The organism is Consotaella salsifontis (assembly GCF_900167365.1).
Classification (GTDB): domain Bacteria; phylum Pseudomonadota; class Alphaproteobacteria; order Rhizobiales; family Rhizobiaceae; genus Consotaella; species Consotaella salsifontis.
On sequence record NZ_FUXL01000013.1, the window covers coordinates 1 to 19,543 of the forward strand.

General features: G+C 64.6%; 13 protein-coding genes. 7 read left to right on the top strand and 6 right to left on the bottom strand.

Going from position 1 to position 19,543, the window contains the following annotated elements; all coding sequences use genetic code 11:
* From B5D38_RS16315 to B5D38_RS16325, 3 genes are all read right to left on the bottom strand, one after another.
* A partial coding sequence (locus tag B5D38_RS16315; RefSeq protein ID WP_131829941.1) for a helix-turn-helix domain-containing protein occupies positions 1–247 on the bottom strand: 247 nt, incomplete at its 3' end.
* Positions 248–338: 91 nt separating this feature from the next.
* The gene (locus tag B5D38_RS16320) at positions 339–722 is read right to left on the bottom strand and encodes an RNA-binding S4 domain-containing protein (RefSeq protein ID WP_078709510.1); all 384 of its coding nucleotides are present in this window, start codon (positions 720–722) and stop codon (positions 339–341) included.
* A gap of 76 nt (positions 723–798) precedes the next feature.
* Positions 799–4,122 carry a helicase-related protein gene (locus tag B5D38_RS16325; RefSeq protein WP_078709511.1) on the bottom strand — a complete coding sequence of 1,108 codons (3,324 nt, stop codon included), beginning with the start codon at positions 4,120–4,122 and terminating at the stop codon, positions 799–801.
* A 216-nt stretch (positions 4,123–4,338) separates the two neighbouring features.
* Here B5D38_RS16325 and phaR point away from each other — a divergent pair, with 216 nt between their 5' ends.
* Positions 4,339–4,857, top strand: a complete 519-nt coding sequence (phaR, locus tag B5D38_RS16330) for a polyhydroxyalkanoate synthesis repressor PhaR (protein WP_078709512.1) — start codon at positions 4,339–4,341, stop codon at positions 4,855–4,857.
* A gap of 296 nt (positions 4,858–5,153) precedes the next feature.
* On the opposite strand, the gene rpmF is transcribed toward phaR, so the two are convergent.
* Positions 5,154–5,339, bottom strand: a complete 186-nt coding sequence (rpmF, locus tag B5D38_RS16335; RefSeq protein WP_078709513.1) for a 50S ribosomal protein L32 — start codon at positions 5,337–5,339, stop codon at positions 5,154–5,156.
* Between the two features lie 327 nt (positions 5,340–5,666).
* Positions 5,667–6,347, bottom strand: coding sequence for a monofunctional biosynthetic peptidoglycan transglycosylase (mtgA, locus tag B5D38_RS16340; protein ID WP_078709624.1), 681 nt, complete (start codon positions 6,345–6,347; stop codon positions 5,667–5,669).
* A 164-nt stretch (positions 6,348–6,511) separates the two neighbouring features.
* Here mtgA and B5D38_RS16345 point away from each other — a divergent pair, with 164 nt between their 5' ends.
* From B5D38_RS16345 to glgB, 6 genes are all read left to right on the top strand, one after another.
* Entirely contained in the window at positions 6,512–7,414 is a 903-nt protein-coding gene (locus B5D38_RS16345) for a polyprenyl synthetase family protein (protein ID WP_078709514.1), read from the top strand.
* 93 nt (positions 7,415–7,507) lie between these two features.
* Complete coding sequence (locus B5D38_RS16350; protein WP_078709515.1) at positions 7,508–8,245, top strand: DUF4336 domain-containing protein; 738 nt, start codon at positions 7,508–7,510, stop codon at positions 8,243–8,245.
* Between the two features lie 135 nt (positions 8,246–8,380).
* Entirely contained in the window at positions 8,381–9,229 is an 849-nt protein-coding gene (locus tag B5D38_RS16355; RefSeq protein WP_078709516.1) for a fumarylacetoacetate hydrolase family protein, read from the top strand.
* A gap of 162 nt (positions 9,230–9,391) precedes the next feature.
* Entirely contained in the window at positions 9,392–11,425 is a 2,034-nt protein-coding gene (locus tag B5D38_RS16360; RefSeq protein ID WP_078709517.1) for an alpha-1,4-glucan--maltose-1-phosphate maltosyltransferase, read from the top strand.
* A 14-nt stretch (positions 11,426–11,439) separates the two neighbouring features.
* Entirely contained in the window at positions 11,440–14,769 is a 3,330-nt protein-coding gene (gene treS / locus B5D38_RS16365) for a maltose alpha-D-glucosyltransferase (protein ID WP_078709518.1), read from the top strand.
* Entirely contained in the window at positions 14,769–17,000 is a 2,232-nt protein-coding gene (gene glgB / locus B5D38_RS16370) for a 1,4-alpha-glucan branching protein GlgB (RefSeq protein WP_078709519.1), read from the top strand. Before treS ends, glgB begins: the two co-directional genes overlap by 1 nt.
* Before the next feature lie 207 nt (positions 17,001–17,207).
* Here the strand turns inward: glgB and B5D38_RS16375 are convergent, their stop codons facing one another.
* Complete coding sequence (locus B5D38_RS16375; protein WP_078709520.1) at positions 17,208–19,088, bottom strand: methyl-accepting chemotaxis protein; 1,881 nt, start codon at positions 19,086–19,088, stop codon at positions 17,208–17,210.
* Between the last annotated feature and the right edge of the window lie 455 nt (positions 19,089–19,543).

Here is a 19,543-nt window from a genome sequence, read left to right on the forward strand (position 1 = left end):
GCGTGAAGGGCTTCTCCGTGCAGCGCCGGCGCAGCCACTCGGCATGCGCGCCGGCGATCTTCTTCGGCTTGTGCCCACCCATCTGGCCGGGCGCCACACTGCCCGTCTCATGGTGGCGCTGCAGCCATTTGACCGCCGTGCTCACCGCAACCCCGAAGCGCTCCGCCGCCTGATGGCGCGACAGCCCGCCCTCAAGCACCGCCGCAACCACCCGCTCGCGCAGATCCATCGAATAAGGTCGACCCATCCATGCTGGCCTCCGTCTCCAGCCAGCATGTTGAATCAGATTGGCGCCTCCGATGGAATCCTCTTCCGATTCTGCCGAACTTCATCCCGCTCTAATCGAGATCGTCCTCCGGATCGGGCCGGCGCAGGCGCTCCAGCGCTCGGCGCTCGCGCTTGTGGGGCGCGCGGTCGCCGGGGTTGAAGCCATCGGTCAGCGGCGCCTCCCTTGGAGGCTTGGGCGGAGACAGGTCCTCGTAGAGGCTTTGCGCCTCACTGGCCGGACCACGCCGTGTGCCCGGCTCCAGCACCTTCAGCACGCGGACATGGCCGTGCAGGGGAATGGTGAGAACATCGCCGGGACGAACCGGCCGCGCGGCGCTGTCCACCTTGTCGCGATTGACGCGCACCACACCCGATTGAACCAGCTTTTGCGCCAGGCTGCGCGACTTCACCACCCTGGCGAAGAACAGCCACTTGTCGATGCGCTGCTCCGCCATCACCCGGTCCCGCGCGCCTCCTTGCCGGACAGGCCGGCGAGGAAGCGCCAAGGATCGGCAGATCGCGTCATAAGCCTCAAGACTTCAGCTTGTCCTTGAGGGCGGCGAGCTTTGCGAACGGCGAATCGGGATCGACCTGCTGGTTGCGCTGCTGACGGGCCGGCATATCGGCGCGCCAATCGGACTTGCCCGACCGTCCGCCCTTGTCGGGCCGGGGCCGATCCTTGCCGAAGCGCTCGCGCTTGTCCTCGCCACGGTTGGCGTTGGGCCGCCGGTCGTCACGCCTCTGGCGCTCTTCCCCCCCGGCGCGTCCCTGACCTTGCCCGGCCTCATTGCGTCGAGGCTGACCGTTCCGGTCCGGCCGCCCCTGCCGCTCGGGCCGGGGCTGCTGGTCCTGGCGATTTTGCTGATCCTGCCCGGCCGCCTGTGCTGGCTGGCCATGGCGCCGATGTCCGCGTCCATCCCCCCGTCCGTGGCCGTGACGCTGGCCGCGCCCCTCGAAGCGATGGGGCCGCCAGACATTGATCATCTTGGGCTCGTCGGCCTGTACCGGATCGCTCTCGGTGGCCTGCGGCGATTCGCTCTCCTCGGCCACGGTCTCGACCGCAGCCGCCTCGGGCTTTTCCGAGACGTCCGCCTCCTCGACGGCATGCGACGGCTCGGCATCCACCGCTTCGGGCTCGACCGCCGACTCGGTTTCCTCTGCCTCGGCCACCGAGTCCGTATTCTCCGGCTCGGTGGCGACAATCTCAGCGTCTGCCTGTGGCTCGCCGCCGGGTTCCGTGGCCTCGACGGGTTCAGCCGCCGGAGCTTCCGAGGGCGAGTCCGTCGCGGATGCAGCCGCCGACGCTTCCGCCTCGGCCTTGCGCGCCGCCTCCGCCGCCAGACGCGCCGCCTCGGCGGCGGCGTCGAGATCGGCGACGGTCTTTTCGACGTCGTCGGCCTTCATCGCCTGGGCGCGATAGCCGAGGGCCTTCAGCACCTCGTCCATGTCGTCGGACGTCGCGCCGAGAATCGACATCATGGCCGGCGTCACCAGGAACTGCGAGCCGTTGTAGCCGCCCTCGGGCCGCCGTCCGGTGCCAGGCTTCCAGGCAAGCGCCGGGCGAATCAGGTCCGCAAGGCGCTCGAGGATGTCGACGCGCACGGCCCGGCGGCCGAGCACCCGGTAGCCCGCCAGGGTGTAGAATACCGGCTCGAAGCTCGCGTCGGGCACGGCCGAGGTCCGTCCGGTGGCGAGCAGATGCGTCACGTCGCCGAAGCCCGGCTTGTCGCGGCCGTCGTTGCGAATCGCCCAGAGCAGCGTGACGAGGCTGGCGGGCGCCGGCTTGATCAGCGCCGGAACGAAGATGTGATACGCGCCGAAACGAACGCCGAGGCGGCGAAGACCGGCGCGCGCGTTCTGGTCGAGCGTGCGAACCTCTTCGGACACATCGCGGCGCTGGATCAGCCCGAAATTTTCGTAAAGGCGATAGGCGAGACCCTTTGCCGCACCCTCGAGCCCCAGCCCGACCTGAAGATCGGCGAGCGGCTTCAGCACCGTCGAGACCTGATAGGTGACATAGCGGTCGGCCCGCGCCGCCACCTTGTCCCGCGCCGGTCCGGTCAACTGCTCGTCGGCAAGAAGCACGATATTCGGCTTCAGCGCGTCCTCGCCCGCCGTCAGCGAGGCCACGGGAGCCCCGAGCCATCGCAACAGACCGTCTGAGCCGAGGGCCAGATCTCCATTGGGGGAATTGGCGAAACGCTCGGCGCGGCGCTCAAACTCGCCGCTCAGGCTCTTCTGGGCGGCGGCGCGCACAGCCTTCGCGTCAGGACCGTCAGCCGTGGTGTCGGGCGTGAATCTGAATCCTTGCAGTTCGCCGACAGGGTGGCCCTCCACCGACACCGTGCCGTCACCGCTGATTTCAGCTTCCATATATGCGTTCTCTCTCAGCCGCCTCATCAAGACGCTTGTCCTGCGGTCTACGAAGCGTTTCGTCAACCGTTCGTGAAGCGCATCCGACAGCCGATCCTCTATTGCGCGTGTCTTTTCCTGCCAGTGTGTCGGATCGACAAGCCAGCCAGGGCGGTGAGAAATATATGTCCAGGTGCGGATTTCCGCGATCCGCTGCGACAGAGTGTCAAGGTCGCCCTCGGTTCGGTCGGCACGGCGCACCTGGGCGGCCATATAGTCTTCCGCCACCGCGCCGCGCTCCACGAGGTCCTGATAGATGGTCGAGATGATCTCGGCGTGCTGGGCCGGAGCGATGCGCCGGTAGTCCGGCAGCTTGCAGGTCTCCCACAGGAGTTCGACATGGCGCGCGTCGCGCGTGCGACGGACGACTTCCCCGTCCTTCGACAGGAATTCCAGGGCGCGCTGGTCGACGGAGGGCAGCGAGCGCGTAAGATCCTCTGAAGGGGGCACGGCCTCCAGACTGTCGCGCAACGCGCCGATCGTCGAGAAGTCCAGTTTCTCGGAGCGCCACTGGAGCACTCTGACCGGCGGGAAGGCGTGCGATTCCACCGCCTCCACCACCTCGTCGGCAAATGGGTCCACCTGCCCCGTCACGCCGAACGTGCCGTCGCGCACGTGGCGCCCCGCGCGCCCGGCGATCTGGGCCAGCTCGGCGGGCGTCAGCTGACGATATTGATAGCCGTCGAACTTCCAGTCCTGGGCAAAGGCGACATGATCGACGTCGAGATTGAGGCCCATGCCGATGGCGTCGGTGGCAACCAGGAAATCGACGTCGCCCGACTGATAGAGCTCGACCTGCGAGTTTCGCGTGCGCGGGCTGAGCGCTCCCAGCACCACCGCCGCGCCGCCCCGCTGCCGGCGGATCAACTCGGCGATGGCGTAGACCTCCTCGGCAGAGAAGGCGACGATGGCCGAGCGGCGTGGCAGGCGCGTGATCTTCTTCGATCCCGCGTAAAGGAGGTTCGACATGCGCGGGCGCGTCACCGTGGACGCCCCCTTCAGAAGGCGTTGCAGCACGCCCTGCATGGTCGAGGCGCCAAGGAGAAGCGTTTCCTCGCGGCCGCGCGTATTGAGGATGCGGTCCGTGAAGACGTGGCCGCGCTCCAGATCCGTGGCGAGCTGAACCTCGTCGATGGCGACGAAGGCAGTGCCGGGATCGCGCGGCATCGCCTCGACGGTGCACACGCTGTAGCGCGCGTTGGGCGGCTTGATCTTCTCTTCGCCCGTGATCAGCGAGACGGACCTCACGCCCACGCGGTCCGCGACCTTCTGGTAAACCTCGCGGGCAAGCAGGCGCAGCGGCAGACCGATGACGCCGCTGGAATGGGCGATCATCCGCTCGATGGCGAGAAACGTCTTGCCTGTATTGGTCGGCCCGAGAACGGCGGTGACAGTGGCACCATCGAAGCGCAAGGCCGGGGAAGAGACTCGGGGTTCACTCATTCTGGCCGCTATTTGGGAAGCCGGGCGGAAAGTGGAAAGGCCCCGGCTTGCCGCCGACGCCGCGAGATGCGCCAAAGCAGGGATCTTGGCGACTTCTTTCGCCCATCAATAAACGCGATCGGCCGAAGTGGAAATTGTCCCTGGCTTTCCCTATGTTCGATTCCGCATGCAAAAGTCGAGTGCGATCAATGACATTCGACCGGGAGGAGAACCGCATTGCCCAAGGACACCGACGCCACCATCATCAAGAAATACGCCAACCGCAGGCTCTATCACACCGGCACGAGCACCTATGTGACGCTTCAGGACTTGGCCGAGATGATCCGGCGCGACGAGGCTTTCGTCGTCAGCGATGCGCGCACGGGCGAGGACCTCACCCATCTGGTTCTCACCCAGATCATCTTTGAACTGGAGAACCAGGACGGCCAGAGCCTTATGCCGTGCGCGTTCATGCGCCAACTGATTCGCCTCTACGGCAAGGATGCCCAAGGCTCGGTGCCCTTCGCCCTCGAACAGGCGATGGCCGATTTCTGCGAAGGCCGAAACGAGAAGCGCGGTGCCGGGGCCCAGGCCGCTTATGACAAAAGCGCGAGCGATGCGGCGCCCGGCGATTTCAAGACGATGCGCGAGGAGCTGGAGCGCATGCGGCGCCGCCTCGAAAGCATCGACCGCGCCTTGCCTGCCGAGCGGAAATTTCGCGGCGACACGGCAAGCCTTTCTCCGATCGGCAAATAGCCGAAGGGGCAGCCGAGACAGAACGCCATGAGGCACAAGGACCGGATCGCGCCTGGGGCCGGATCGCGCCTGCTTGCGGCCTGGTACACGCCTCACTCGCGCTCTTAACGAGCGGTCGCGCACTGGCGCCCTTCACATGTTTCGCACAACACAAGAAACCGGCGTGAAATGCGAGGATAGCGCCGCATTTCACGCCGGTTTCCAAAGATGAGCTCGCCGGGATCCGGCAGAGCGCAGGTCAGCGTCGAGAGGGCGCCGCGGAAACGCCGCCGCGCCTCATCCTGGACATGTCGCGCTTATTCGCCGTCCTTGACGGCCAGCACCTGACGACCGCGATACATGCCGGTCTTCAGGTCGATATGGTGAGGCCGGCGAAGCTCGCCCGAATTCTTGTCCTCGACATAGGTCGGCGCCTTGATGGCATCGGCCGAGCGACGCATGCCGCGCTTCGACGGTGAGGTTTTGCGTTTGGGTACGGCCATGTCCTGCTCCGCTCCGTCCGGAAGGTCCCCGTCGCCAGGACGGCCCCGCTCCGAAACAATGGTTGATGCCGTGATGCTCCCTTAAGGATACAACACGACGGCAGACGCCCGACGAACCCTCGCCGCACGGCCACCCTGGTTTCTCGTTACCATCGCAGCTCGCCAGGAACGCTGACGCCAGCACACGATGTTCTCATCCACATCGGCGCGGCCGACCGGCGGGCGATCGTGGGTTAACCGCAGCCTGATGGGAAATCGGGGCTGGCCATAGCAAAGAGCAGCCCATTTGGGAAGAGCAGACGGCGATTTTGTCCGTCGGCATCCGGATCATCCACCGACACAACCGACATAATCGCCAGAGGCGCGCGCCCGTGCCGCCACTGTGTGGGCCATGCGACTGAGCGAGCGGGAGGGCCTTGCGGGATCGCGCCGCGTCGGAGCTGGCAGGGTCACGGCGAGAAGCGCGGCCTGCCGGGCGGAGAGCTTATTCGCGGAAACCTTGAAATAGGTCTGCGCCGCCGCCTCGACGCCGTAGACGCCCTCGCCCCATTCGGCAATGTTGAGATAGATCTCCATGATCCGCCGCTTGCTCAAGATGAGGTCGGCGTAGAGCGCCAGCGGCGCTTCCAGCCCCTTGCGCACGAAGGAGCGCTGGGGCCAGAGGAAGAGATTCTTGACGGTCTGCATCGGGATCGTTGAGGCGCCGCGCGTCGGCTCGCCATCCATGGCCTGATCGATCACCTCGGACATCGCGTCCCAGTCGATACCGTCATGGAAGCAGAAGCGCCCGTCCTCCGACATCATCACCGAGCGCACGAGCACCGGCGCGATATCGTCAAACGGCACCCATTGCCGCTGATAGGAGCGAAACAGAAAATGATCGGCCAGCATCGGCGTCGACAAGGGGCGGACGCCGGGAATGGCATAGATCGGAACCAGCACCAGCGGCAGCGCCACCAACACCGCCAGAACAAGCGCCAGGACACGAAGAGAGCGCCGGAATGTCACGAAATGGCAACCTTCGTGGTAAGAACGGGCGAAACGGACGCCCGACAAAACAAGCGTTTACCTATCTGCGCTATCAAGATCGCGCAACATTGACGATGCGGTCAGCCGCCGCTGGCGAGCAATACGAAGCAAAACCTAAGAACGAGGAAACCAGAGTGTTGGCGATGACCTCAACCGAAGCATTCGAGACCGTGCTGAACGAGACCGCCAAGACGGTGACGGCCACCCTCAAGGACGTCTTCGGCTCCCACCGCCTGATCGTCGGCACGCCGCACCGCCTGCTGGACGCCATGCGCCACGGCGTGCTCAACGGCGGCAAGAGACTGCGCCCCTTCCTCGTCCTTGAAACCGCCAAGCTGTTCTCCGCGCCCCAACAGGCGGCCATGGACGTTGCCATCGCGCTGGAATGCATCCACTGCTATTCGCTGATCCACGACGACCTCCCGGCCATGGACGACGACAGCGTCAGGCGTGGCAAGCCCACCGTCCACAAGGCGTTCGACGAGGCGACGGCGGTGCTGGCCGGCGATGGGCTGCTGACGCTGGCCTTTGGCCTCATCGCCGAGGCCGAATCGATTCCCCCCGCACCGCGCATCGCCTTGATCTCGGCCCTGTCGCGCCGCGCCGGCGTCGCCGGCATGGTCGGGGGCCAGATGCTCGACATGAACGCGCAGGATCACGATCTCAAGGACATCGAGATCACCCGCATGCAGACCATGAAGACGGGCGCGCTGCTGTCCTTTGCCTGCGAGGCGGGCGCGATCGTCGGCGGCGCCACCGTCGACCACCGCAACAGGCTGCGTCATCTCGGCGAGGTGCTCGGCCGCGCCTATCAGCTGTCCGACGATCTTCTCGACGAGACGGGCGACGCCGGGGCGATGGGCAAGGCGGCACGCAAGGACCGCGGCCAGGGCAAGAAGACCATGGTGGCGCTCCATGGCGTCGATTGGGCGAAGGATCGGCTCTACGATCTTTCCGTGGAAGCCGAGGAACTGCTGAAGCATTATGGCGATCAGGCCACCACACTCAGGGCCGCAACCCGCTACATTGTGAGCCGATCACACTAAGATCGTGCTGTCGCAGGTCGGGGTGACGAAATGCCCCGACCTCGGCGAGCATAGGCAATCGCAGTATCGGAATCGTGTGCTAGTTCGCCAGTCATGGCTCGCGACCCGACTTATGCTCCGCTCTTCACCCTCAAGCCGCTGGACCACGATATCTGGATCGCCGATGGCGAGACTATCGACTTCGGCCTCGGCGGGATGACGATGCCGTTTCCCACGCGAATGACCGTCATCAGGCTGGACGAGGGGCTCTTCGTTCATTCTCCGATAGCGCTACCCGCTCCTCTCAAAGAAGAAATCGATGCGGTGGGCGAGGTGCGTTTCATCGCAGCGCCCAACAGGATCCACTATTGGTGGATGCCCGATTGGCATGCGGCCTATCCGCAAGCCCAATGCTGGCTGGCGCCCCGAATCACGAGCCAAGCCAAGGGACGCATCGATTTTCCCTGCCTCTCCATGCCGGCCGAAAGCTATCCTTGGGACCACGCCATAGCCACCTTCGCCGCTCCCGGCGACTATATGACCGAGATGGTCTTTTTCCACGGCGCATCGCGCAGCCTCATCCTTACGGATCTCATCGAGAATTTCGAGGCGCACAAGCTATCCTGGTGGACCGCGCCGCTGGCGAGGCTTGCCGGCATCGTCTCACCCCATGGCAGCACGCCAAGGGACATGCGCCTGACCTACAGACATCACAGACAAGAGATCGGCTCCCTCGTTCGGCATCTCATCGCGCTGGAACCGCAGCGAATCGTGGTCGCGCACGGGCGGATCATCCAGGGCGATTGCCGAGAGGCGCTAAAGAGTGCTTTTTCCTGGGCGCTGAAAGCCTGAACGGCAGCGGCATTGCAATCATCATGAAGCACTCGTGAGAGCCTTCTTCGTTCTCGCCTAGAGACAGATCGCGTCGCACTTCTATGTTCATGGCGAAGCCGACGGGACGGCGGGCATGACCACAGGAGACGCGCGATGCGACTGGTGCGATACGGCGAGACGGGGCACGAAAAGCCTGGACTGATCGACGAGGAAAATCATCTCCGGGACTTGTCCCTGGAGGTGCCGGACTTCTCGGGCGAAGGTCTTTCTCGCCATCAGATGGACCGTATCCGCGCGCTCGACGTCAAAAGCCTGCCCAAGGCCGACCCCTCCCACCGCATCGGCCCCTGCGTCGGCAATGTCGGCAACTTCCTGGCGGTCGGCCTCAACTATGCCGACCATGCCCGCGAAACCGGCGCGGCCATTCCCAGTGAACCCATCCTCTTCAATAAGGCGCCCTCCTGCCTCGCCGGCCCACAGGACGAACTGATCCTTCCCAAGGGTTCGGAGACGACCGACTGGGAGGTGGAGATCGCCGCCGTCATCGGCACGCCCGCCCTTTACGTTTCGCAGGAGCAGGCGCTCGACCATGTGGCCGGCTTCTGTCTCTGCAACGACGTTTCGGAACGCACCTATCAAAAGGAGCGCGGCGGCCAGTGGGTGAAGGGCAAGAGCTTCCCCACCTTCGGCCAGCTCGGCCCCTGGCTTGTGACGCCCGAAGAGCTTGAAGACCCGCAGTCCGTCGATCTCTGGCTCGACGTCAATGGCGAGCGGATGCAGACCGGCTCGACCGCGACGATGATCTTCTCCATCGCCAACGTGATCTCCTACGCCTCGCAGTTCATGCGCCTGATGCCGGGCGACGTCATCACCACGGGCACGCCTCCGGGCGTCGGCATGGGAATGAACCCGAAGCGCTTTCTGAAGGCGGGAGACATCGTGACGCTCGGCGGGGGTCGCCTCGGCGAGCAACGCCATGTGGTGAAGGCGTTCGAGGACTGAACGAGCCGCAGGCGAGGCGCGCAATTTCTGGTTTCCTTCGCGTCCTCGCCTGGACTTGGGCGGATCGGCGCCTATGCCTTATCTCGCGGCCCTCATTCAAGACGACCCGGCCGCCTCGAAGGCAGCGCAGATCCGTCAAGACACGCAAAACGGGATTCCTCCATGTCCAAAGCCTTGGAAGCGAGCCGAACCAAAGTCGACACCGTGCCAAGCGATGACCCCGATGTCGCGCGCCTGCGCACCCTTGCCGAAAGCCGGGTCGCCATCGAGGCCGTGACGCCGGAAATCAACGGCGGGCGCTTCGCGGTGAAGCGCGTCGCCGGCGAGCCGCTGACCGTAACCGCCGACGTCTTTTGCGACGGCCACGACAAGATCGATGCCGCGCTCGTCTATGGCGCGGTAGACGGCGAGCTCCATGAGGTGCCGCTCTCCTTCGTCGTTAACGACCGTTGGACCGGCACCCTGTCCTTCGCCGAGCCCGGCGCCCACCGCTTCTCGATCATCGCCTGGCGGGATCTCTACGCGACATGGCGCGACGAGGCCAAGAAGAAGCGCGATGCCGGCGTTCTCACCGACCTCGAACTCACGGAAGCGCGCCATCTGGTCGAGATGGCGGAGAAATCCGGGCGAGGCTCGGACGATGAGCAGTATGCGCTGGCCGAGCTTGCCGAGAAGCTGGACGGACTGCGCGCGGCGGGCGATGCCGACGCGCAGTATTTTCTGATGCAGGCGCCCGAAACCATCGCCCTGCTCCACGCCACCGGCGTTCGCACCAATCTGACGCGCTATGCCGACGTGCCGGTGTGGGTCGATCGGGAACGGGCGGCGTTCAGCGCTTGGTACGAGCTCTTCCCACGCTCGCAGTCCGGCGATCCCGCGCGCCATGGCACCTTCGACGACGTCATCGCGCGCTTGCCCGACATCGCAGAGATGGGCTTCGACGTCCTCTATTTTCCGCCGATCCACCCCATCGGGCACACCAACCGCAAGGGCAAGAACAATTCGCTGAAGGCCGAGGCCGGCGATCCCGGCAGCCCCTACGCCATCGGCTCCGAGGAAGGCGGGCATCTCGCCATCCATCCCGAACTCGGCACGTTCGACGACTTCCACCGACTGGTGGAGGCGGCCAAAGGCCATGGGCTGGAGATCGCCCTCGATATCGCTCTCAATGCCTCGCCCGACCATCCGTGGATCAAGGAGCATCCCGAGTGGTTCGACTGGCGGCCGGACGGCACCATCAAATATGCCGAGAACCCGCCGAAGAAGTACGAGGACATCGTCAACTTCCACTTCTACCGCGACGCGATCCCCTCGATCTGGATCGCCATGCGCGACATGTTCCTTCACTGGTTGAAGCATGGGGTGCGCATCTTCCGCGTTGATAACCCGCACACCAAGCCCTTCCCGTTCTGGGAATGGGTCATCGACGAGGTGCGCAAGGTCGATCCCGGCGCCATCTTCCTCGCCGAGGCGTTCACCCGCCCGAAGGTGATGAAGCGTCTGGCAAAGATCGGCTACAACCAGTCCTATTCCTATTTTACTTGGCGAAACGCCAAGTGGGAATTCGAACAATATCTAACAGAGCTGACACAGGAAGAATGCGCCGAGTACATGCGGCCGAACTTCTTCGTCAACACGCCGGACATCAACCCCGTATTCCTTCAGACCAGTGGCCGGCCGGGCTTCCGCATCCGCCTCGCCTTGGCGGCGACGCTCGGCGGCAATTACGGCGTCTATTCCGGCTTCGAGCTCTGCGAGTTCGAGCCCGTCGTCGCCGGCAAGGAGGAATATCTCAACTCCGAGAAATACGAAATCCGCGCGTTCGACTGGAAGCGCGAGGGCAATATCCGCGACGACATCGCCTTCTTCAATCGCCTGCGAAACAGCGAGCCGGCGATGCGCGATTTCCGCAATCTCGCCTTCTACACCTTCTGGAACGACAACGTGCTCTGGTACGGCAAGCGCACGCCGGACCTTTCGAGCTTCCTGCTCTTCGCCGTGACGCTTGATCCGTTCAATCCCCAGGGAGGCCAGTTTGAGGTGCCGCTCTGGGAGTTCGGCCTGCCCGACGGCGGGTCGATCAAGGTCGACGACCTCGTCGCGGAGCGGTCCTTCACCTGGCAGGGGAAGGTGCAGCACTGGTGGTTCAATCCCCAAGAGTGCCCCTACGCCGTCTTCAGAATCTCACGCTCGTAACCCAGGCAATTCCCATGAACGACCAGACCTTGCCGATTGCGGCGGATGTCAACACAGTGCCGGACCCGGAGGCCGAAGACTGGTATAAGGACGCGATTATCTACCAGCTCCACGTTAAGACCTTCGCCGATTCGTCCGGCGACGGAACGGGAGACTTCGCGGGCCTTCTGGAAAAGCTGGATTACATCAAGGCCCTCGGCGTAACGGCCATCTGGCTGTTGCCGTTCTACCCCTCGCCCCTGAGGGACGACGGCTACGACATCGCCGATTATCGCGCGGTTCATCCCTCCTACGGCACGATGGAGGACTTCGAGCGCCTGGTGGAGGAAGCGCACAAGCGCGGACTCAGGGTGATCACCGAACTTGTCATCAACCACACCTCGGACCAGCATCCGTGGTTCCAGGCGGCGCGCAACGCCCCCGCCGGCTCGCCCGAGCGCGACTTCTACGTCTGGGCCGACGATGACAAGGGCTATCCGGACACGCGCATCATCTTCCTCGACACCGAGGTTTCCAATTGGACCTGGGACCCGGTGGCCAAGCAGTACTTCTGGCACCGCTTCTATTCCCACCAGCCGGACCTCAACTTCGACAATCCGAAGGTGATGGAGGAGGTGCTCTCGGTGATGCGCTTCTGGCTGGACAAGGGCGTCGACGGGCTGCGCCTTGACGCCATTCCCTATCTGGTCGAACGCGAGGGCACCAACAACGAGAACCTGCCCGAGACCCACGACGTCCTGAAGGAAATCAGGGCCGAACTCGATCGCAACTACAAGGGCAAGATGCTCTTGGCCGAGGCCAACCAGTGGCCCGAGGACACGCGCCCCTATTTCGGCGAGGGCGACGAGTGCCACATGGCATTCCACTTCCCCCTGATGCCGCGCATGTACATGGCCCTCGCCCAGGAAGATCGGCACCCGATCACCGACATCCTGCGCCAGACGCCGGACATCCCGGACAATTGCCAGTGGGCGATCTTCCTGCGCAATCACGACGAGCTGACGCTCGAGATGGTGACGGAGGAGGAGCGCGACTATCTCTGGTCGACCTACGCCGCAGACACCCGCGCCCGCATCAACCTCGGCATCCGCCGCCGGCTCGCGCCCCTCATGGGCAACGACCGGCGCAAGATCGAGCTCTTGAACGCGCTGCTTATGTCCATGCCCGGCACGCCGACCGTCTACTATGGCGACGAGATCGGCATGGGCGACAACTACTATCTCGGCGACCGCGATGGCGTGCGCACGCCCATGCAGTGGTCCGTCGACCGCAATGGCGGTTTCTCGCGCGCCGACCCCCAGAAGCTCTATCTGCCGCTGATCCAGGACCCGATCTACGGCTATCTCGGGCTCAACGTCGAGGCACAGAACAACAACCCCTCCTCGCTCCTCAACTGGATGCGGCGCCTGATCCAGGTGCGCCGCACGAGCGAGGCCTTCGGCCGGGGTTCGATCACCTTCCTCTATCCCTCGAACCGCAAGATTCTGGCCTATCTGCGCGAATACAAGAACGGCAAGGTCCTCTGCGTCGCCAACCTGTCGAGTTCGGCGCAGGCCGTGGAGCTCGATCTTTCCGCCTACCAGGGCTTCCTGCCGGTCGAGATGGTGGGAGGCGCGGCCTTCCCGCGCATCGGCCAGCTGCCATACCTTTTATCGCTGCCGGCCTATGGCTTTTATTGGTTCGAGCTGACGCCGGGAGACACGACGAGCGTCGACAACACTCCGGTGCCGCTGCCCGATTTCACCACCGTCGTGATGACCGGCGATCTCAAGGCCAGCATCAGCGCCCGCAATAAGCGCGACCTTGAAGGCATCCTGCCCGATTTCGTCGGTCGCCAGCGCTGGTTCTCCGGCAAGACGGCGCGGCCGAAGAAGGTCGAGCTGATCCCGTATGACTCGCCGCCGGCCTCGCGCCATCACCTGATTGCCGAGGCCCGTGTCGAGGGCGCGGCGGGTGAGCAACGCTACTTCCTGCCCTTGGGCGTGAAATGGGGCGAAAAGCACCTGCACCGCGACGCGCCGGCGCTTCCCTACACCATCGCCAAGATCCGCCGGGGCCCGCGTACAGGTGCCATACTCGACGGCGCCCGCGATGCCGATCTCGCCAAGGTCTTCGTCGACCTCATCGGCGCAGGCGAGACGGTGGAGATGGAAAACGGGGCGCTCGTGGTCGAAGGCTCGGCGACCGAGGCAGAAGCCGTCGCCGAGGCTATGGAGGTCGATGCCGACGCCATCCACCCGCTGGGCGGAGAACAGTCGAACACCTCGCTCCAGGTCGGCACGGTCGCGATCCTCAAGTTCTATCGCCAGCTCAGGGACGGCATTCAGCCGGAACTCGAGGTGACGCGCTTCCTCACCGAGAAAACGAGCTTCGAAGCTGCGCCCGCCCTCTATGGCAGCGTCACATTGAAGCGCGCCGACGGCAGCGAGGCGGCCATCGCCGCCCTGTTCGAGCGCATCGAGAACCAGGGCGACGCCTGGGCTATGGTGACGGACGCCCTTGCCCGCCACCTGCGCGACAACGCCTATGCCCAGGCGACGACAGAGGAGGGCGACGGCGGCGAGACGGCGCCGGTGGAGCCGGTGCTCAACATCCAGATCGACCCGGGCGCCACCATAGGCCGACGCACGGGCGAGATGCATGCCGCCCTCGCCACGCCGACGGGCGACCCGGCCTTCGACCCAGAGCCGATCGACGCGGCCTCCCTGGCGGAGATCGTCGCCGAAGCGCGCAAGGAGGCCGAGGGAGCCCTCGACCTTCTCGACCAGCTTCAGGCGCAGTCGGCGCATGGCGCGGCACTGCCCGAGGGCGTTGCCCGGCTCACCGAGGCGCGCGGGGCGATCCTGTCGTGGTTCGACGGCTTCAGCGCGGGGCGCTTCTCCAGCCCGCGCACCCGCATCCATGGTGACTACCATCTCGGCCAGGTTCTGGTGGCCAAGAACGACGTCGTCATCCTCGATTTCGAGGGCGAGCCGGGCCGCCCGCTGGACGAGCGACGCCGGAAGACATCGCCGCTGCGCGATGTCGCCGGCATGCTCCGCTCCTTCGACTATGCCGCCTACGCCGCCTTCGACCACGCGGGGCCGGCCGAGGAGGCGGCGCTGCAGCGCATGTTCGACATGGCGGGCGTCTGGCGTGACGACGCCACCCGCACCTTCCTCGCCTCATGGAGCGAGGCATCGGGAATCGATGCGGAGGAAGAAGGGAACGCACGGCTCCTCGATCTCTTTCTCCTGCAGAAGGCATTTTACGAATTGAAGTACGAGGCGGCCTCGCGCCCGGCGTGGCTGTCGATCCCGTTGCGCGGGATCATTTCTCTTCTCGAGAAGCGACAGGTCCTCTGATGAACACGATTGAGCTCACCCCCCCGGCAGAAGAGCCGGTGATCGATCATTGCCCGAATGAAGGCGAGGCCTGGGAGATCAGCCGTGGCAGCCACGGCGATCCCTTCCACATTCTTGGCCCCCACCCCGTGTCGGGAGGCACGGCGGTCCGCGTCTATCGTCCCGGCGCCGAGAAGGCGGCGGTGATCGACGCAAGCGGCAAGGTTTTGGCCAAACTCGACCGCTTCGGTCCCGAGGGCTTCTTCTCCGGCCTCGTCAACGCGATGCCGGAGGGCAACCGTTATCGGTTGCGCTATGCCCACGGCACGGTCGACTGGGAAGAGGAGGACCCCTATCGCTTTGGCTATATCCTCGGCGACCAGGACCTCTATTTCTTCGCCCAGGGAACGCACTACCGGCTCTACGAGACGCTCGGCGCCCATCCGGCGACGATGGACGGCGTCGCGGGCACGCGCTTCGCCGTGCTCGCGCCGCGCGCCCGCCGCGTTTCGGTGGTCGGCAATTTCAACTCGTGGGACGGACGGCGCCATGTCATGCGCCGGCGCCACGAATGCGGCATTTGGGAACTCTTCGTTCCGAACATCGGCCGTGGCGAGGTCTACAAGTTCGAGGTCCTCGGACCCGGCAACGATCTTCAGCCGCTGAAGCAGGACCCGGTGGGCTTCCTTCAGGAACTGGCCCCCTCGACGGCCTCGGTCATCGATGGCCTCGTCGAGCACGATTGGAAGGACGGAGCGTTCCGCGACCATGCCGACGACTGGCAAGACCGCGAAAAGCCGATCTCCATCTACGAGGTTCATCTCGGCTCGTGGCGGCGCGGCCCCGGCAACGCCTACCTCACCTATGACGAACTGGCGGAGGAACTTCCGACCTACGTCAAGGAGATGGGCTTCACCCATGTGGAGTTCATGCCCGTCTCCGAGCACCCGTTCTATGGCTCTTGGGGCTATCAGCCCATCGGCCTCTACGCGCCGACCTCGCGGTTCGGCTCGCCGGAAGGCTTCGCCCGCCTTGTCGACAGGCTCCACCAGGAGGGAATCGGCGTCCTGCTCGACTGGGTGCCGGGGCACTTCCCGACCGACGTTCACGGTCTTGCGCACTTCGACGGAACGGCGCTCTACGAGCACCCCGATCCGCGCCGAGGCTTCCACCAGGACTGGAACACGCTGATCTACGACTACGGCCGCACCGAGATCAAAAACTATCTCGTCGCCAACGGCCTTTACTGGCTCGACCGCTTCCACATCGACGGGCTGCGCGTCGATGCCGTCGCCTCCATGCTCTACCTCGACTATTCGAGGAAGCATGGCGAATGGGAGCCCAACATCTTCGGCGGGCGCGAGAACCTCGAGGCCATGGCCTTCCTCAAGGAGGCCAACGAGAAGATCGGTTCCTACTTCCCCAAGGCGTCAACCCACGCCGAGGAATCGACCGCCTTCCCAAACGTCTCGCGGCCGACCTATCTCGGCGGCCTCGGCTTCCATTTCAAATGGAACATGGGCTGGATGCACGACACCCTGCACTTCATGCAGGAAGATCCGATCCACCGGCGCTTCCATTATCACAACATGACCTTCGGGATGGTCTACGCCTATTCGGAGAACTTCATCCTGCCCCTCAGCCACGACGAAGTCGTCTACGGAAAGGGCTCGCTCCTCAACAAGATGCCGGGCGACCGCTGGCAGAAGGCGGCCAACCTTCGCGCCTATTTCGGCTTCATGTGGGGCCATCCCGGCAAGAAGCTCATCTTCATGGGCGGCGAGTTCGCCCAGTCCAACGAATGGCGCCACGACTATTCGCTCGACTGGCACCTGCTCCAGTACGGTGAGCACAAGGGCATGCAGACGCTGGTGCGCGATCTCAACCACTTCTATCGCGAGACGCCGGCGCTCCATCAGCTCGATTGCGATCCGGCGGGCTTCGAGTGGGTCGATGCGGCCAACGCCCAGGACACCGTCCTCGCCTTCCTGCGCAAGGATCGCGAGGGCGGCAAGGTGCTGATCGTGTGCAACTTCACCCCGGTGGTGCGCGAGAACTACCGGCTCGGCGTGCCGGAGGGCGGCAAGTGGGTCGAGGTCATGAACACCGACCACGCGGAGTACGGCGGCTCGGACGTCGCCAACGAGGAGGTGATTGCCGAGGAGACGCCGTCCCATGGCCGGCCCTTCTCGCTGAAGCTCACCCTGCCGCCGCTGGCGACGATCATGCTGGTGCCGGAGGCCGAGGCATAGGGCACGCGACGCCGAAGGGCATAACCCACGGCAGCAGGAGGCGGCGACAGGCGCGGCCTCGGCTCGCACCGCCGGCGCCGAGATAACCTCGCCGACGCAGAGACGAAATGGCGAAAGGGGGCGACCATAGGTGCGCCCCCTTCGTTCGTTGTCCTGAGCTTTGGCGGCTCAATCAATAGGGATCAATTAAGAGAGAAGGCTGACGTCTCAGAACTCCTCCCAGCTGTCGTCGACAGGGGCGGCCTTCGCCGCCGCGCCGCCGGCGCCCGTCGCCTTCATCTGCCCCACGGGACGGGCAGGCGCCTTCTGGACCGGGCGGGACGCCGACGCGGCAGGCCTTGCGGCGGTCACCGCCGTCTGACGCCGCACAGCGCGCGCGCCCTGCGCCTGATGGCCGGCCGTCGCCGCGGTCCTGAACTGCGCGATCAGCTGCGCCAGCTGGTCGGTCTCGTTGGCGAGCGTCTGTGCGGCCGCTGTCGCTTCCTCGACCATCGCCGCGTTCTGCTGCGTGACCTTGTCCATCTGGTCGGCGGCCGTCGAGACCTCCTTCAGGCTCATCGCCTGTTCACGCGCGCTCTTAGCGATATCGGCCACCTCCTGGCTCATCGCCGCGACCTGCGCCACGATATCCCCCAGGCTCTTGCCCGACGCCGTCACCAGCTCCACGCCTTGGCTGACGTGATGGCTCGACATGACAATGAGTCCCTTGATCTCCTTGGCGGCCTCCGCCGAGCGCTGGGCAAGAGCCCGCACTTCCTGCGCGACGACCGCAAAGCCCTTGCCGGCCTCGCCCGCGCGCGCCGCCTCGACGCCCGCGTTCAGGGCGAGGAGGTTCGTCTGGAAGGCGATTTCGTCGATGACGCCGATGATCTTGCCGATTTCCTCCGACGACTTCTCGATCTCCGCCATCGCGCCGACGGCCTTGCTGACGATCGCCCCGCCCTTCTCGGCGTTGGACCGGGCGGACTCGGCCGAAACCTGGGCCCGGCTGGCACCTTCGGCCGTCTCGTGGACGCCGCGGCTGACCTCGCCGAGCGCGGCCACCGTCTCCTCGAGGCTCGCCGCCTGCTGCTCGGTGCGCTGAGCGAGATCGTTGGACGCGGTGTTGATCTCGTCCAGCCCGTTGCGAATCGAGCCGATCGAGGAAACCACCGATCCGAGCGTCTCCTCCAGCTTGCCGATGGAGCCGTTGAACTGATCGCGAATGACCTCGTATTCAGCGGCGACGGGGTTGGTCATCCGCACGGTCAGGTCGCCGGCGGAAAGCTGAGCAAAGCCGGATTCGATGTCAGACACAAAGGCGCGCAACTCGGCCGCCTTGGCGCGCTCGGCGACGGCCTGCCGCTGACGCTCGGCCTCCTGCGCCTCACGCATCGCGGCAGCCTCCGCCTCGAGGTTTCTCTGCTTGATCGCCGTCTGTTTGAAGACCTCGATGGTAGAGGCCATCTTGCCGACCTCGTCGCGGCGATCCTGGCCGGTGACTTTGGTCTCGAGCCGACCGGCGGCAAGCGCTTCCATCTCGCTGCGCAACAGGTCCAGGGGCTTGGTGATGCCACGCGAGGAAACCACCAGCGCCGCGCCGATGCCTAGGATCATGGCAAGCAGAGAGCCCGCCAAGGTTCCCGTCGAGATCGTTCCGACCAGAGCAGACAGTTCCTTCGCTCGGACGTCGTTGCTCGCCATCAAATCGTCAGTGAGCTTGGTGCTCTGCGAGGTGAATTCGGCGATGACCTCATCCGCCTCGGCCAGATGCTGCTTGGCTTCATCATTGCGATTTGCGCGGCCGAGCTGAACAGCCTCCTTGGTCTTCTGGTCGATGACGTCGAGGCGCTTGATCTGCGCGTCGATCGCAGACCCGACCTCCGGGAAGTTGGCCAGCACGTCGGACAGGAATTGCCTCGCGCGCTCGATCTGCTTGTCACGGTCGGCGGCCGAGGCTTTGGCTTCATCAGAGGCGCCGTCATAGGCCATGACCTTGTAGGAGTCATAGGCCACTCCGCTGACGGCCCGGCTGGCTCTCGCCAATCTGACGAGATTGAGGGAATCAGGGCCGGAGAGATCGAAGTATTCGGCGTCGATCGACCGCATTTCGACCGAGCTATAGACAGAAAATCCTAACCCTATCAGACTGACGACAATTACTACCGCTGCAATCTTGGTAACAATTCGAAAATTCTTTAACATCGCAAGCACCGGGACAAACTCCACCCGAGGCCGCTCGCCCATCGAGCGCTTCTCACGGTTGCTGGTGACAATAGTTTCGATTTATTACGACCTCACTAATGACAAACTGTATCGCAAATAATAAGCGGCGACGGGTATTCGATCGCAAAGTGCGGGCGCCAATGCCTTCATAAGCTTGTCGCATGAAGAGGCTTGCCACCGAGCTCGCCGCCACCGCTTCGGCCGCAGCGATCATGGATGATGACAATGCTCTCATCCGTCGCGCTTCCGCCGATCGCCATCGACCATTATCGCTCCCGCTTGGAAAACGGGTGGCTCGGTGGAAAGCCATGCTCTAGCTGAGACGCTCCTTTGACGTG